This is a genomic window from Nocardia sp. NPDC058519 (assembly GCF_042719755.1).
Taxonomy (GTDB): Bacteria; Actinomycetota; Actinomycetes; order Mycobacteriales; family Mycobacteriaceae; genus Nocardia.
The window spans coordinates 141447-155031 of record NZ_JBHXNK010000002.1; the positions used below are offsets into that span (position 1 = coordinate 141447).

The window sequence follows — 13585 nt, forward strand, 5'->3', positions numbered from 1 at the left end:
ACAGGGCTACTATCAATCAAGTGCGATTTCTTCCGGGACCCCAGCCGCCGTACGACCTGACCTACGACGACCTCTTCCTGGTCCCGAACCGGACCGATGTCGCGTCCCGGTTCGATGTGGACCTGGCCAGCGTCGACGGGTCCGGCACCACCATCCCCCTCGTGGTCGCGAACATGACCGCTGTCGCGGGCAAGCGGATGGCCGAGACCGTCGCTCGCCGCGGCGGCATCGTGGTGCTCCCCCAGGATCTGCCGATCCCGGCCGCCGCCGACACCATCGCGTTCGTCAAGAGCCGCTCGCTCACCGCCGATACCCCGGTCACCCTCGACCCGGATCGTTCGGTGTCCGATGCCATGGCGCTGATGCACAAGCGCGCGCACGGTGCGGTCGTGGTCGTCGAGGGCGGCAAGCCGGTCGGTGTGGTCACCGAGGCCGCCTGCGCTGATGTCGACCGGTTCGCGCGCCTGCGCGAGGTGGCGTTCACCGACTTCGTCCAGGTGCCCGTCGAGGCGTCCCCGCGCGACATCTTCGACCGCCTCGCCGAAGACCACGCCCAGCTCGCGGTGCTCACCAACACCGACGGCACCCTCGCGGGCGTGATGACCCGGACCGGCACCGTCCGCGCCGGCATCTACACCCCCGCGGTAGACAGCGGCGGCAAGCTGCGCGTCGCCGCCGCCGTTGGCATCAACGGTGACGTCGCCGCCAAGGCGAAGGCACTGGCCGAGGCGGGCGCCGACGTGCTCGTCCTCGACACCGCGCACGGCCACCAGACCAAAATGCTCGAATCGTTGCGCACCGTCGCCGATCTCGGGCTCGGCCTGCCCTTGGTCGCCGGCAACGTGGTCTCCGCCGAAGGCACCCGCGATCTGGCCGCGGCGGGCGCGACCATCATCAAGGTCGGTGTCGGCCCCGGCGCCATGTGCACCACCCGCATGATGACCGGCGTCGGTCGCCCACAGTTCTCTGCCGTGGCCGAATGTGCCGCCGCGGCAAAGGAACTCGGCGTGCACGTCTGGGCCGACGGTGGCGTTCGGCACCCCCGCGACGTGGCCCTCGCACTGGCCGCCGGTGCCTCGAACGTGATGATCGGCTCCTGGTTCGCCGGCACCTACGAGTCCCCCGGCGACCTGCGCATCGACCGCGACGGCAACAAGTACAAGGAGAGCTTCGGCATGGCGTCCAAGCGCGCCGTCGCCGCCCGCACCGCCGCCGACAGCAGCTTCGACCGCGCCCGCAAGGCGCTGTTCGAAGAGGGTATCTCCAGCTCCCGGATGCGTCTGGACCCCGAGCGCCCCGGCGTCGAGGACCTCATCGACCACATCTGCTCGGGTGTGCGCAGCTCGTGCACCTACGCCGGTGCTCGCTCACTGCCGGAATTCCACGACAAGGCCGTGCTCGGCGTGCAGTCCGCCGCGGGCTTCGCCGAAGGCAGGCCGCTGCCAAGCGGCTGGTGAACCCCGCACACGGCGGCCGATCGAATCCTTCGATCGGCCGCCGTTGCCGTGTCCGGCGCCCGCCGCCGACACCTCATGGGTTGGCACGGATTACTATGGGGTTGCCGACCACGGCACATGCTCTACCCCCGCCTCGAAAGGATCCAGTTGTCACCCGCGTCCAAGGGCGCCACACAGGAGGGCTCCTCTACGGAGCCGGGTGACAAACCCGGCGTCCTCCTTTCCGCAGCGTCTGTTCGATCTCCCGGTTTCCCTGCCGCACCACTCGGGTGGTGCTGAGGATGTCCATCGTTCTGACCGTGCTCAGCCTGCTCGGCTTCATCGCTCTCACCCTCGGAACGGCACTGTTCGTCGCCGCCGAGTTCTCCCTCACCGCACTGGAACGCAGCACCGTCGAAGCGGCCGCCCGCGAGGGTGACACCCGGTCACGGCTGGTGAAACAGGCCCATCACACCCTGTCGTTCCAGCTGTCCGGCGCCCAGCTCGGTATCACCATCACGACCCTGATCACCGGCTTCATCGCCGAACCCGTGCTCGCCCGCCTGCTCGATCCGCTGCTGAGCGGCATCGGTTTGAGCGAAAGTGCCTCGCACGGAATCGCATTGGCGCTGGCCCTGATCATCGCCACATCGCTGTCGATGATCTACGGCGAGCTGGTACCGAAGAACATCGCCATCGCCGAGCCGATGATGGTGGCCCGGCTCACCGCGGGCCCGATGGTCGGGTTCTCGGCCCTGTTCAAATGGCTCATCCGCTTTCTCAACGGTTCCGCCAACTGGGTGGTCCGCAGGCTGGGCATCGAACCCGCCGAGGAACTGCGCTCGGCCCGCTCGCCCCAGGAACTCGGTTCGCTGGTACGCACCTCCGCCATGCGTGGCGCGATGGATCAGCGCACCGCGCTGGTGATGGACCGCTCGCTGGAATTCGGCGAACGCAGTGCCGAGGATCTGATGACACCGCGGGTGAAGGTCGAATCGCTGGACCGCGACGACACCATCGCCGACCTCATCGCCGCCTCGGCGCGCACCGGCTACTCCCGGTTCCCGGTGATCGACGGCGACCTCGACAACACCCTCGGCGTGGTGCACGTCAAGCAGGCGTTCACCCATCCGGGCGAGTTGCGCAAGCAGATCCCGCTCAGCGAGCTGGCCGTCGCGGTGCCGATCGTGCCCGCCAGCCTGGACGGCGACGAGGTCCTGGAGCGAGTGCGCGCCGACGGCATGCAGGTGGCACTGGTTGTCGACGAATACGGCGGCACCGCGGGCATGGTGACCATGGAGGACCTGATCGAGGAGATCCTCGGCGACGTGCGCGACGAGCACGACGAGGAGGAACGCGATGTGCGCCGGGTCTCCGACGGCTGGGACTGCTCGGGTCTGATGCGCATCGACGAGGTGTCGCGCGCGACCGGCTACGACGCGCCAGAGGGCGAGTACGAAACCCTCGGCGGGCTGGTACTGACCCAGCTCGGCCGCATCCCGGTGACCGCCGACGAAGTGGTGCTGCCCGCATCCCGCGGTTCCGGTGGCGGCTGGGTCGCCAGGGTGGAACGCATGGACGGACGGCGCATCGACCGGGTGCGGTTGATCCCCGTCGACGCGGCCAACCTCTCGGCACGGGAGCACACTCATGGGTGACCTGTTCGGAATCTTCCTGACCGTCGTGCTCCTTGCGGGCAACGCGTTCTTCGTCGCCGCCGAGTTCGCGCTCATCTCGGCCCGCCGTGACCGCCTCGAAGCCCTTGTCGCACAGGGGAAGAAGAAGGCGCAGACGGTGATCGAAGCAGGCGAGAACCTGTCGATGATGCTGGCCGCGGCCCAGCTCGGCATCACCATCTGCTCGATCCTGCTCGGCCGTGTCGGCGAGCCCGCGATCGCGCACCTGATCGAGCGCCCGTTCGAATTGCTCGGTCTGCCGGATCAATTGCTGCACCCGGTGGGTTTCGCGCTCGCGCTGACCATCGTGGTGATCCTGCACATCCTGCTCGGCGAGATGGTGCCGAAGAACATCGCCCTGGCCGGTCCGGAACGCTCGGCGCTGCTGCTGGTGCCGATCCACCTGTTGTGGTTGCGGATCGCCCGGCCGCTGATCGCGCTGTACAACCTCGCCGCGAACATGACGCTGCGGATGTTCCGGATCGAGCCGAAGGACGAACTCGACGCCACCGTATCGACGGTGGAGCTGGCCGAGATGATCGGCGAGTCCCGCTCCGAGGGCCTCCTCGACGAGGAGGAACACCGCAGGCTCACCCAGGCCCTCGGCACCTCCGATCAGGTCGTCGGCGATGTGATGGTGCCGTTGGCCCAGGCCAGATCGGTGCCGCTGATCGGCAGCGGAACCACCCTCGGAGAGGTGGAGGCCGCGGTCTCCGAGACCGGGTTCTCCCGCTACCCGGTCCGCGCCTCCGACGGCTCCCTGGTGGGCTACCTGCACATCAAGGACGTCCTCGACGAGGTCGCCGACGACAACGCGGGCCCGGACACCGTCATCCCCCGCACCGACATCCGCCCGCTGCCCACTGTGAGCACCGGGACTCCGCTGTACGAAGCGCTGGCCCGATTGCGCCGCACCAGCAGCCATCTGGGCCGGGTGGTCGACAGCCGCGGTAACACCGTCGGTGTGGTCGCGCTGGAGGATCTGATCGAAGAGTTCGTCGGCACCGTCCGCGACGGAACCCACCGCATCGCCGACTGAGTTCCAGCTCGACATCACACACAGCGGCGGTTGCGGGCTTCGCAACCGCCGCTGTGTCGTCCTCGGCAAATTCAAGGCGGAGGTTTTTCACTCGTAGACGACGGCGCATGCTCGCGAGCGACACGACTATGTTGCCCTCGGCGTCCGGCCGATGTACTTGTTTCATGACAAAAAACGCTTCCCACCAGCAGCTTTTCCTCGTCACCGGCGCCACAGGCAAAACCGGCAGCCGCGTCGCGGCACTGCTCGAGGCCGCTGGGCACCCGGTCCGCCGCGGCTCGCGCGCCGCGACGATCCCGTTCGACTGGACCGACCGGTCCACCTGGGCGCCGGTCCTGGCCGGTGTCGACTCGATCTACCTGTCCTACCAGCCGGATCTCGCTGTTCCCGGGGCAGCGGACACCATTCGCGCGTTCAGCGCGGCCGCACGGTCGGCCGGCGTGCGATCGGTCGTGCTGGTGTCGGGTCGCGGCGAGCCGGAGGCGCGCGAATGCGAACTGATCGTGGAGGATTCGGGCCTGAACTGGACTGTTGTGCGGTGCAGCTTCTTCGCGCAGAACTTCAGCGAGGGCGCATTCCTCGACGACGTGCTGGCGGGCACGGTCGCCCTGCCCAACGGTGACGTACCGGAACCGTTCGCGCACGCCGACGACATCGCCGAGGTTGCCGTCGCCGCGCTCACCGATCCTCGTCATGCCGGTGAGATCTACGAGGTCACCGGTGCACGGGCGCTGTCCTTCACCGACGCGGTGGGCGAGATCGCGACCGCCACCGGCCGAGAGATCGCCTTCATCCCGATCTCACACTCGGAATTCGTTGCGGCACTGGGCGAATACCAGCTGCCCGAGGAGATGTCGACCCTGCTCGTCTACCTCTTCGGCACGATCCTCGACGGCCGCAACACCGCGACCGCCGACGGTGTGCAGCGCGCGCTCGGCCGTGCACCGCGCGATTTCAGCGAGTTCGCCGAAGCGGCGGCGGCCACCGGCGTCTGGACCCCGCGGACCTAGCGCCCCTCCCACCGCATCGCCGAACGAGTGCCGTGCCCGGTGCCGCACGATGGCACCGGGCCACACGGGCGATTCGGTTTCAGAGCAGGGCTTGCGAGCGGCGAACGGTCTCGGGGTCGATCTCCTGGATCTGGATCACGACTCCGTCGGGATCGGTGACCCGGATGCTGCGACCGAAGTCCTCCTCGACGAGGGTGTAGTCGTAGCCGCCGGCCGCCAGCCGCGCGGCGACGTCCTCCAGGGGCTCGTCGGTGGAGAAGCCGAGCTCGACCGTCCCGGGCGCCCGGCCCTTCGAGACAGCGGCATCGTGGACACCGACCGCGCCTGCGGCCGCGTCGAGCTGTGCCCAGACGGCGACGCTGCTGTCGGCGCGATAGGTGAGCCCGAGGCCTTCGTAGAAGCGGCGCGAGACCGCCACGTCGGCAACGTAACGGATGGGCAGAACTGTCAGCAAGGGTTCTTCTCCTCGGAATCGAGCAGTCCGGCGGCGCCGGGCGACCCGTCGGTGGGCCACGAACCCACTGTGCTCAGTGCACGGAAGATCGTCGTTCATGTGGCACCTTGATGGTTGATACGGCCGCTAGAGTGACCGTTTGTGGTGGAATCAGTCAGCCTCGATGCCGACGACCGGCGGGTGCTGCACGCGCTGCAACTCGGCCCCCGCGCTTCGTTCGCCCGTATCGGCGCTGTATTGGGAATGTCGGAGCGCGGTGTCTCCCGCCGCTATCACCGGTTGCGTTCGCAGCTGATCCTGCGCGTCGTCGGTATCACCCGCCACGACCGGCCGGACCGGGCGGATTGGATCATCCAGCTCACCCCGGCACCGGCCTCGGTCGACGCGGTCGCCCGGACGCTGGCCGCGCGCGCGGATACCTCCTGGATCGCCTCACTGGCAGGCACCGGCGGACTGTTCTGCATCCTGCGAACCACGTCGACAGACTTCGACATGCTCGCCCAGCTCCGCCGAATGCCGCACGTCGGCGCCGTGACGGCCCAACGGCTGCTCGCCCCTGTCGCAGGTGTCGGCGGGTGGCCGGGTCGGCTCCAAGCCCTCACCCCGGAGGAACAGCACGCTCTGCGCGAGCCCCATCACCCCGCACAGCCCACACCCCTGCACACCGATGACCAACGCCTGCTGACGCTGCTGGCCACCGACGGCAGGATGAGCGTCGCGCGACTCGCTCGAGCGTCGGGCATTGCGGAATCGACTGTGCGCCGCCGGATCACCGAGCTCACCGCCCACGGCGTTTTGATGTTCGAAGTCGAAGTCGATCCCAAGCTGTACGGCCGCAGCATCGACGTGATCTGTCGGCTCGATGTTCGTCCTGCGTCCTTGCGGACCGTCACCGAAGCTCTCGGCACCCACGCCGAGGTCGCCTTCGCCGCCACCACGACAGGCGACGGCACCGTTTTGGCGATCCTCGAACTCACCGACGCCGAAGCGCTACACAACTATCTCGCCGACAGCATCGGCGCACTACCCGGGGTGAATCGGGTGCACACCGAGATCGTCGCCGACTGGATCAAACGAGCTGGGCCGCTTCCACTTCCCCACCGCTGAGACCAACCGGTCGGGCAGGCGCAGTTCCTACCCCTTGTGCAGGAGTGGCTGGGCGCTATGCGTGCCCGCCCGCCGCCCGGAGAAGATGCAGTCGGCCAGCGACAGTCCACTGATGTAGGAGTTCGAACAGACGCCGACCGCCGCACGCCCGGCGGCGAAGAGCCCCGGAACAACTCCCCCGCTCTCGGCGCGCACAGCCCCGGTGTCCTCGTCCACCAGCAGACCACCGAGGGTGAGCATCGGCATGGGGTAGCTGACCCGTGCCTTGAACGAGATGTCCAGCAGGGCGAACGGGCCGGTGCGAGCAGGGCGGCGGATGTCGTCGGGCTTACCCAGCGGATCGGGGCGGTCGAGTTCGATGGCCCGGTTGTGCGCGTCCACGGTTTCCCGCAGCGCGGCCTGGTCGATCCCGGCACGGGCCGCAACCTCTTCGACGGTGCTACCGGAAACGCGCCCGATCCGGAGCAAACGCTCGGTCTGCATGCGCTGGAACCACACCGACTGTGTGCCGATCTGCCTGCGGGCCTCGGCCTCGAGTTCGGAGTCGACGAGCAGCCATGCGCGGTGACCCGGACTGGCGGCGATGGCCGCGCCGAGAGCCGCGCCATAGCGCGACTCGTCGATCATGCGTCGGCCGTCGGCATTCACCGCGACAGCGCCGAAGAACGCGCTGGGCGGAGCGATGAAACGCCACGTGGAGAGTGCGTCCATCTTGCCGCTCGCCGCACCGATGTCGAGCGCCATGGTGATGCCGCTGCCGTCGTCACCCGCGCTGCCCAGCGGCAGGCCCTGCGACCACGGATACGCGGGGGCGTGCCGAGCGACCATCTCCCCGTTCGCGATGAACCCACCCGTGGTGAGCACGACCCCGGATTTCGCCTGGATCCTGACCGGCCGTCCGTGTTTGCGCTCGATCCGGGCCAGCAGCGCTTCCACCGCCCGGCGCAAACCCTGGTGATACACACCAGGTTTCGCCGAGATCCGGGCGAGGGCGGCGAATCGACGGCGCACCGCCGCGGGCGCGCTGTCGATCGTGACCACCTCGATGCCGGTCACACGCCCGTCCTCGACCACGAGCCGAGTCGCCCTGGTGCCGGTCCGGACGCGAACGCCGTGCCCGGCCGCCGACTTCGCCAGCGGCCCGAACAGCGCCTTGCCCGAGACACCGGGACCGTGAGTGCGGTGACCGCGTTGGCGCGGTTTCGCGAGATCCCGGTAGCCACCGGAGTTTTCGCTGCCCGAGTAGTACAGGTAGTAGTCGTCGGTCGGGTAGGACGTCTTGTACGGGCACACCGAGGGCTGGAAGGGCACGCCGTGCTCGGTCAGCCAGTCGATCATCGCCGGGGATTCCTCGCAGAATCGGCGCAGCGTCGAGGCGCTCACGGCGTCACCGACCTCGGCCTCCAGATACGCGAGCATATTGTCAACGTCATCATCGATGCCCGCGTCGCGTTGCACCCACGTGCCACCGCCCGCGTACACGATGCCACCCGACAGCGCCGTGGCACCGCCACCCAGATACCGGTCAACGGCCAAGACCTCGGCGCCGGATTCCCGCGCGGCCAGCGCCGCGGCCACCCCCGCACCGCCGTATCCGACGACCACGACATCGGCTGCATCGTCCCAGGTCCGCACTTGTCTCACCTTCCGAGCAGAGGCCGACCGCATCGTCGCCGTCGACTGTAACGTGTTCTAGTCAAACTATAACGTGTTCTAGATTCGGCAGGCGACGACCCGGCGGTTCGAGCCTCGGTTCCCGGCTACATCAGTCCGCGGCCGGTGGTGAGGGGAAGGTCGGTTGCGGTCAGCAAGCCGGTGCTGGCTTCGACCACGGCGGCGGTGCCGACCACGTCAGCGAGAGCGTGGTCGCCGTTGCTGGAGAGCTGTAGATCCAGTTGATAGTCCGGTTCGCCCTGGATTTCGACTCGTTGACATCCTCCCTGCCCTAAAGGACGGAGATTCCTACCAGCGCCCTCGGGCGCTTTCGGTGGGTTCCTGCTTCACCGCGCAGCGCCGGAACACGTCCCGGACTCACCCGCACTCCACAAGCGTTTAACCTCTCCACCTGACCAGCGGCGAGAATGTTCTTGGCGGCGTTCACATCCCGGTCGTGGCTGACACCGCACCGACACGTCCACGACCGCACATGCAACGGCTTCTTACCATCGACAACCCCACATGCCGAGCACAGCTGCGACGACGGGTAGAACCGGTCAACCTTGGCGAAATACCGCCCGTGCCGGGCCGCTTTCTCCCCGACCAGGCGGGTGAACATCGACCACCCAGCGTCATGCACCGACTTCGCCAGACGGGTCCGCGCCAACCCCTGCACACACAAATCCTCGACAAACACCGCTTGGTTATCACGGACAATCGTCGTGGACAGTTTGTGCGCGAAATCGCGGCGCTGATCGGCGATCTTTGCGTGTGCGCGGGCAACCTTGATCCGCGCCCTGCCCCGGTTGCTGGAGCCCTTCTGCTTCCGTGCGAGTGCTTGCTGGGCTTTACGGAGCTTGCGTTCGGCCCGACGGAACAACCGCGGGTTCTCGATGACCCGCCCATCGGAGAGGACCGCGAACGAGGTCAACCCCAAATCGATACCCACCTCGGCATCGACCTCGGGTAGCGTCCGGGTCTCCACTTCCACCACGAACGACGCGAAATAGCGTCCCGCCGCGTCCTTGATCACCGTGACCGACGAGGGCTCCGACGGCAGCCGACGCGACCACGCCACTTTCACGTCCCCGATCTTGGGCAACCGCAACTTCTCCCCGGCGGTGACCGTGAACCGGGCGTTTCGGGTGAACCGGATCGCCTGCCGGTTGTCACGCCGTGACCGGAACCGCGGCGCCGCGACCTTCGACCCTTTCCGTGTGCCGGTGACCGAGCCGAAGAAGTTGCGGTAGGCGGTATTCAGATCCGCTAGGGCCTGCTGCAACACCACCGCCGATACCCCACCCAACCACGATCGCTCCGGAGTCTTCTTCGACTCCGTCAACAACTTCGACAGCTCCGCATCAGTAACCCGGCGGCCCTCCCGGAACGCCTGCTGCCGGATGGCGAGGGCGTCGTTGAACACGACCCGGGAACATCCGAATGCTTGCGCCAACGACTGCTGCTGCCCCACAGTGGGGTAGAGGCGGAAGTTATATCGCAGCTGCATCACCCACAGTGTGGCACTGGGGTACGACAACGAACCAGCCACCAGGAATCACCTGATCCCGAAAGCCATGCAGGACCTCCGCGTTCAGAGCAGGCTCGGCCCTGGCAGGCCTCCCGCGTGGGCCTTCACCACCGCCTGGAAGGGCGGCACACTTGCCCACACCCGTTAGCAACCCTTTCCGGTCGGCTGTGGCCAATCAGTGACCAGGTCGGGGTGCAGGCGGGCGACGTGCTCGAGCGTCAGAACCTCGCGGTCGGCGCGGATACCGTGACCTGGAAACGCAGGGCGGCGGTGGCACCCTTGGCAATAGTGCGGTTGCCCACGGTGAGGATGCCGGGCTGCAGCAGCATGGGCAGTGTGCACGATGCAGTCGGGTTTCATGGCCCGGCGATGATGGAACGCAGTGCTCGCGCACCGACATTTCCAGTGCTCCATTGGATTACGCGGTAGGTCATATCAGATCCTTTGTGCCGGAGTGGATCACAGGTCGGGCAGGCCGAGTTCGAAATTGGGGCTTTCGATGCCGCCGTCTACTTCGATGATCTTTCCGGTGATGTAGCCGCCCGCGCGTGAACTGAGGTAGACGATGGCAGCCGCGATTTCCCACGGTTCGCCGAGTCGGCCCAGCGGCGTCGCGCCTTCCATGGTGGCCTTGATCTCCGGTTGCCCCGCGACGATCTCCAGTGCGGAGGTGAGGACCGAGCCGACCGCGATGGCATTGACCCGGATGCGCGGGGACAGGTCGGTGGCGGCCAGCCGGGTCCAGTGCGCGAGCGCGGCTTTGGCGGTGCCGTAGGCGAGGAAGCCACGGCCGGCGGTTCGGCCCAACATCGAGGAGATGTTGACCACCGAAGCGCCGTCCGACTTCAGCAGGTGCGGTACCGCGGCCTGGGTGAGGGCGTGCGCGGTGGACACATTGAAGCGGAAAGCCTCTTCCAGGAACTCGGGAGAGGTGGTCATGAAGGTATTGGGCATGGCGCCGCCGACATTGTTGACCACGATGTCGATGCCGCCGAGTTCGGCGGCCGCGGTGTCGGCGAAGGCTTTCACCGCGGCCAGGTCGGAGAGGTCGGCCGGTACGGTGACAGCGCGGCGGCCGAGCGCGCGGATCTTCCCGGCGACCTCATCGAGCTGCTCGGAAGTGCGGGCGGCGATGGCGACGTCGGCACCGGCCTCGGCCAGTGCGAGCGCGGTGGCCGCGCCGATGCCGCGGCCCGCTCCGGTGACGATGGCAACGCGACCGTCGAGCCGGAAGGCATCCAGGATCATGGCGCAAGCTCCTCTCTCAGATGGCCGCATGTGTCTGCGGTCACACAGCAGTTTTAAGCTATTTCGCTTAACTGTCAAGGAGTGGTTCTCATTTCTGCTGGTGAACGGCTACAGTTCGGGCTGTGGCAGCAACAGCAGCGCGCGAACGCATCATCGTCGCGGCGGAGCGTCTGATCGCGGAGCACGGACGGTCGGTACCGCTGCGCGATATCGCCGCCGCCGCAGGTCAGCGGAATAATTCGGCGATCCAGTATCACTTCGGATCCCGCGACGGGCTCATCGAAGCGGTGGTCGAGTTCCGGCTGGCGACGCTGGAGGTGCGGCGGCTGGAATTGCTCGCCGAACAAGCGGGTTCGGGTCGGCCGCCGGGCTTGCACGGGCTACTCGAAGCCCTCGTGGTGCCGATGTTCGAGCTCGCCGAACAACACGGGATTCGGCATTACGCGCGATTTCTCGAGCAGATCCACCCGCATCCAGCGGTCTCCGATGCGGCCAATCTCGGCAGTGCGGGACGCACTTCGGTGCGCGTCATCATGCAGGGCCTCGACCGGGAGCTCACCACCTTGCCACCACGGCTGCGGGTGCGACGATTGCGGGCGTTGACCACCATGCTTTTCGCGCTCCTGGCCGATCACGAACGTGCGGCGGAGGCGGGCGACGCGCGGGCCGGGGATGCGCAGGCATGGGGAGAGATCATCGACATGCTCGCCGGATCACTCGCCGCTCCAGTCAGCGCACCTGGCGTGGTGTCGCGGGGCGCTCGGGTGAAATGACGTCGTCGAATCCGCACTGTGGCAGAGCTTCTCAGAAGTCCTCGGGACGGAGAGAGTAGCCGGGGTCAGCGAGAACGGCTTGGAATTCCTCGTCCACGAGGGAGCCGTGTACCGGCGCGATCTCGATGAACGCGGTGGCGCCTGCAGCGACCTTATGGTGTCCGTCCAGGAGAAACCGCGCGACGGTGCCCGTGCCCGATCCTGCTGGACCGGGTGCGAGCACGACCGCCAACGGCTTGCCGCCTGCTGCCATCACGTCGCGATACCAGGCCACACGCTCGGCGTCGGGAGGCGGCCAGGTGCCGGTGGGAATCAGCGTCGAGCCGTTGGCGCCGTAGACGGTCTGCACCGTCCCGGGCGGCCACGGCCACAACGGATCTGCGGGGAGGTCGACATCGTTGGCGCTCAATGTCCGGTCGGTCCGGATCGCGACCTCGTAGCAGCCTGGAGTGAGCAACCGCAGCACCGGATCCAATCGGTCGAGCAGCACGCGCGTCGGATACGGTGACCCGCCGTAATCATGGTCCAGTTCCGGCGCCGCCAGCCAGTCTCCGAGCGCCTCGATACCGGCGGGACGGACCTCGGGAGACAACCGAGCGAACAGCTGGAAAAGCGTGCCGCGGTTGACGATTGCCGCACCGATCGCAGACCGCCCATGCAGCCGAAGCAGACCGCATCGCGCCTCTCGTGAGCCCAGTACCTCGATCAGGCCCATCCCTTCGGACACTTCCACCAGCTCGCCGACTTCATGGCTGCTCAGGTTCTCGCGGGCTGCGAGTGCGGCGAAGATCGGGCGAGCCAGGAGTTCCGTGCGTGGCTGCGCACGCAGGGCCTCCGCCAAGTCCGCCGACCCGATAGCGAGCGGGTCGGCCCACACGCAGTCCGACCAGTCGCCGTCATCGCAGTAGCAACCGGTCTCCGGCCGACCGGACGGATGCCAGCACCATGCCTCGGCGGCGATCGGCTCGCACGACAGCCATCGCAGCACCGGCTCTTGCCCGGCCGCGAGGTAAGCGGCAAGGGCGTGGTGCCCGTCGAGAACGAAAGCCAGCTCGTTGTCGCGATCAGGGCGCGAAGCGTCGAGGACGGACACCACCGGCCGGTCACCGGCATCGATCGCCGACCGGTACCACGCGATGCGCTCAGGAGACAGGGATTCGGCCGGGTATCCGACGACCAGGACCGTCGCCCCTGGCCCAACGGTGACCGGGCGATCAGGCTCGGGACGGATCACCCGCACCAGTCGTGATTCCGGAGATCCGAACTGCCAGATCCCCGATGTCGTCAGCCCGAGCACCTCCCCTGATACGGCCGCATCCCGCGTCAACTCGACGGGCAGACCGCCGCGCGCGGCGAGCGCCGACGGCCGCGGCGGCCCTTGCGAAGTCCGCGCGACGGTGAGCCCGTCGGCGTGTACCCAGCACAGCCACGACCACAGCCCGTCGAACCGCACACCCAGCCCGGCGCCGACCGGGGCCAACCCGATGGCACGAGAACCATCGGCGACAAGTTGTGATGGCCGCCCCTGTCCCACGATCACACCGAGTCACCTATCCACCCCAGGCACGACCTTGCGGGCCGAGTCCTTCGATAGAGCGTCCGATAGCGGGCAGCGCGCGTCCGATACCCACCCTTCGGAGCCTATGGCAACTCCTAGC

General features: G+C 67.6%; 11 protein-coding genes. 6 read left to right on the forward strand and 5 right to left on the reverse strand.

Features of this window, described 5'->3' with window-relative positions:
- The first annotated feature begins 20 nt into the window (after window positions 1–20).
- The 4 genes from ACFWPK_RS03040 to ACFWPK_RS03055 all read left to right on the forward strand — a co-directional run bounded on the left by ACFWPK_RS03040 (window position 21) and on the right by ACFWPK_RS03055 (window position 5161).
- Window positions 21–1457 (forward strand): GuaB1 family IMP dehydrogenase-related protein, encoded by a 1437-nt coding sequence (locus tag ACFWPK_RS03040; RefSeq protein ID WP_378912872.1) that lies wholly within the window; start codon window positions 21–23, stop codon window positions 1455–1457.
- Between the two features lie 281 nt (window positions 1458–1738).
- Entirely contained in the window at window positions 1739–3094 is a 1356-nt protein-coding gene (locus tag ACFWPK_RS03045; protein ID WP_378912873.1) for a hemolysin family protein, read from the forward strand.
- Window positions 3087–4151 carry a hemolysin family protein gene (locus ACFWPK_RS03050; protein WP_378912874.1) on the forward strand — a complete coding sequence of 355 codons (1065 nt, stop codon included), beginning with the start codon at window positions 3087–3089 and terminating at the stop codon, window positions 4149–4151. The genes ACFWPK_RS03045 and ACFWPK_RS03050 overlap by 8 nt, the downstream gene beginning before the upstream one ends.
- A 164-nt stretch (window positions 4152–4315) precedes the next feature.
- Window positions 4316–5161 (forward strand): NmrA family NAD(P)-binding protein, encoded by an 846-nt coding sequence (locus ACFWPK_RS03055; RefSeq protein WP_378912875.1) that lies wholly within the window; start codon window positions 4316–4318, stop codon window positions 5159–5161.
- A 79-nt stretch (window positions 5162–5240) separates the two neighbouring features.
- On the opposite strand, the gene ACFWPK_RS03060 is transcribed toward ACFWPK_RS03055, so the two are convergent.
- Window positions 5241–5615, reverse strand: a complete 375-nt coding sequence (locus tag ACFWPK_RS03060) for a VOC family protein (protein ID WP_378912876.1) — start codon at window positions 5613–5615, stop codon at window positions 5241–5243.
- A 141-nt stretch (window positions 5616–5756) separates the two neighbouring features.
- Between ACFWPK_RS03060 and ACFWPK_RS03065 the strand changes: the two genes are divergently transcribed.
- Window positions 5757–6722 carry an Lrp/AsnC family transcriptional regulator gene (locus ACFWPK_RS03065; protein ID WP_378912877.1) on the forward strand — a complete coding sequence of 322 codons (966 nt, stop codon included), beginning with the start codon at window positions 5757–5759 and terminating at the stop codon, window positions 6720–6722.
- A gap of 27 nt (window positions 6723–6749) precedes the next feature.
- On the opposite strand, the gene ACFWPK_RS03070 is transcribed toward ACFWPK_RS03065, so the two are convergent.
- The 3 genes from ACFWPK_RS03070 to ACFWPK_RS03080 all read right to left on the reverse strand — a co-directional run bounded on the left by ACFWPK_RS03070 (window position 6750) and on the right by ACFWPK_RS03080 (window position 11154).
- A complete protein-coding gene (locus ACFWPK_RS03070) occupies window positions 6750–8390 on the reverse strand; it encodes an FAD-binding protein (RefSeq protein ID WP_378912878.1) in 1641 nt (546 codons plus the stop codon).
- A 277-nt stretch (window positions 8391–8667) separates the two neighbouring features.
- Window positions 8668–9885, reverse strand: coding sequence for an RNA-guided endonuclease InsQ/TnpB family protein (locus tag ACFWPK_RS03075; protein WP_378912879.1), 1218 nt, complete (start codon window positions 9883–9885; stop codon window positions 8668–8670).
- 480 nt (window positions 9886–10365) lie between these two features.
- Window positions 10366–11154, reverse strand: coding sequence for an SDR family oxidoreductase (locus ACFWPK_RS03080; protein ID WP_378912880.1), 789 nt, complete (start codon window positions 11152–11154; stop codon window positions 10366–10368).
- Window positions 11155–11276: 122 nt separating this feature from the next.
- On the opposite strand from ACFWPK_RS03080, the gene ACFWPK_RS03085 reads away from it, so the two are divergent.
- A complete protein-coding gene (locus tag ACFWPK_RS03085) occupies window positions 11277–11927 on the forward strand; it encodes a TetR family transcriptional regulator (protein ID WP_378912881.1) in 651 nt (216 codons plus the stop codon).
- A 31-nt stretch (window positions 11928–11958) separates the two neighbouring features.
- Here ACFWPK_RS03085 and ACFWPK_RS03090 read toward each other — a convergent pair whose 3' ends face one another.
- A complete protein-coding gene (locus ACFWPK_RS03090; protein WP_378912882.1) occupies window positions 11959–13467 on the reverse strand; it encodes a hypothetical protein in 1509 nt (502 codons plus the stop codon).
- Between the last annotated feature and the right edge of the window lie 118 nt (window positions 13468–13585).

What these genes read in the sequence shown, in the direction of transcription:
- ACFWPK_RS03070 (WP_378912878.1), bottom strand. Translation starts at nt 8,390, where the DNA reads ATGCGGTCGGCCTCTGCTCGGAAGGTGAGACAAGTGCGGACCTGGGAC.
- ACFWPK_RS03080 (WP_378912880.1), bottom strand. Translation starts at nt 11,154, where the DNA reads ATGATCCTGGATGCCTTCCGGCTCGACGGTCGCGTTGCCATCGTCACC.
- ACFWPK_RS03075 (WP_378912879.1), bottom strand. Translation starts at nt 9,885, where the DNA reads ATGCAGCTGCGATATAACTTCCGCCTCTACCCCACTGTGGGGCAGCAG.
- ACFWPK_RS03045 (WP_378912873.1), top strand. Translation starts at nt 1,739, where the DNA reads ATGTCCATCGTTCTGACCGTGCTCAGCCTGCTCGGCTTCATCGCTCTC.
- ACFWPK_RS03050 (WP_378912874.1), top strand. Translation starts at nt 3,087, where the DNA reads ATGGGTGACCTGTTCGGAATCTTCCTGACCGTCGTGCTCCTTGCGGGC.
- ACFWPK_RS03055 (WP_378912875.1), top strand. Translation starts at nt 4,316, where the DNA reads ATGACAAAAAACGCTTCCCACCAGCAGCTTTTCCTCGTCACCGGCGCC.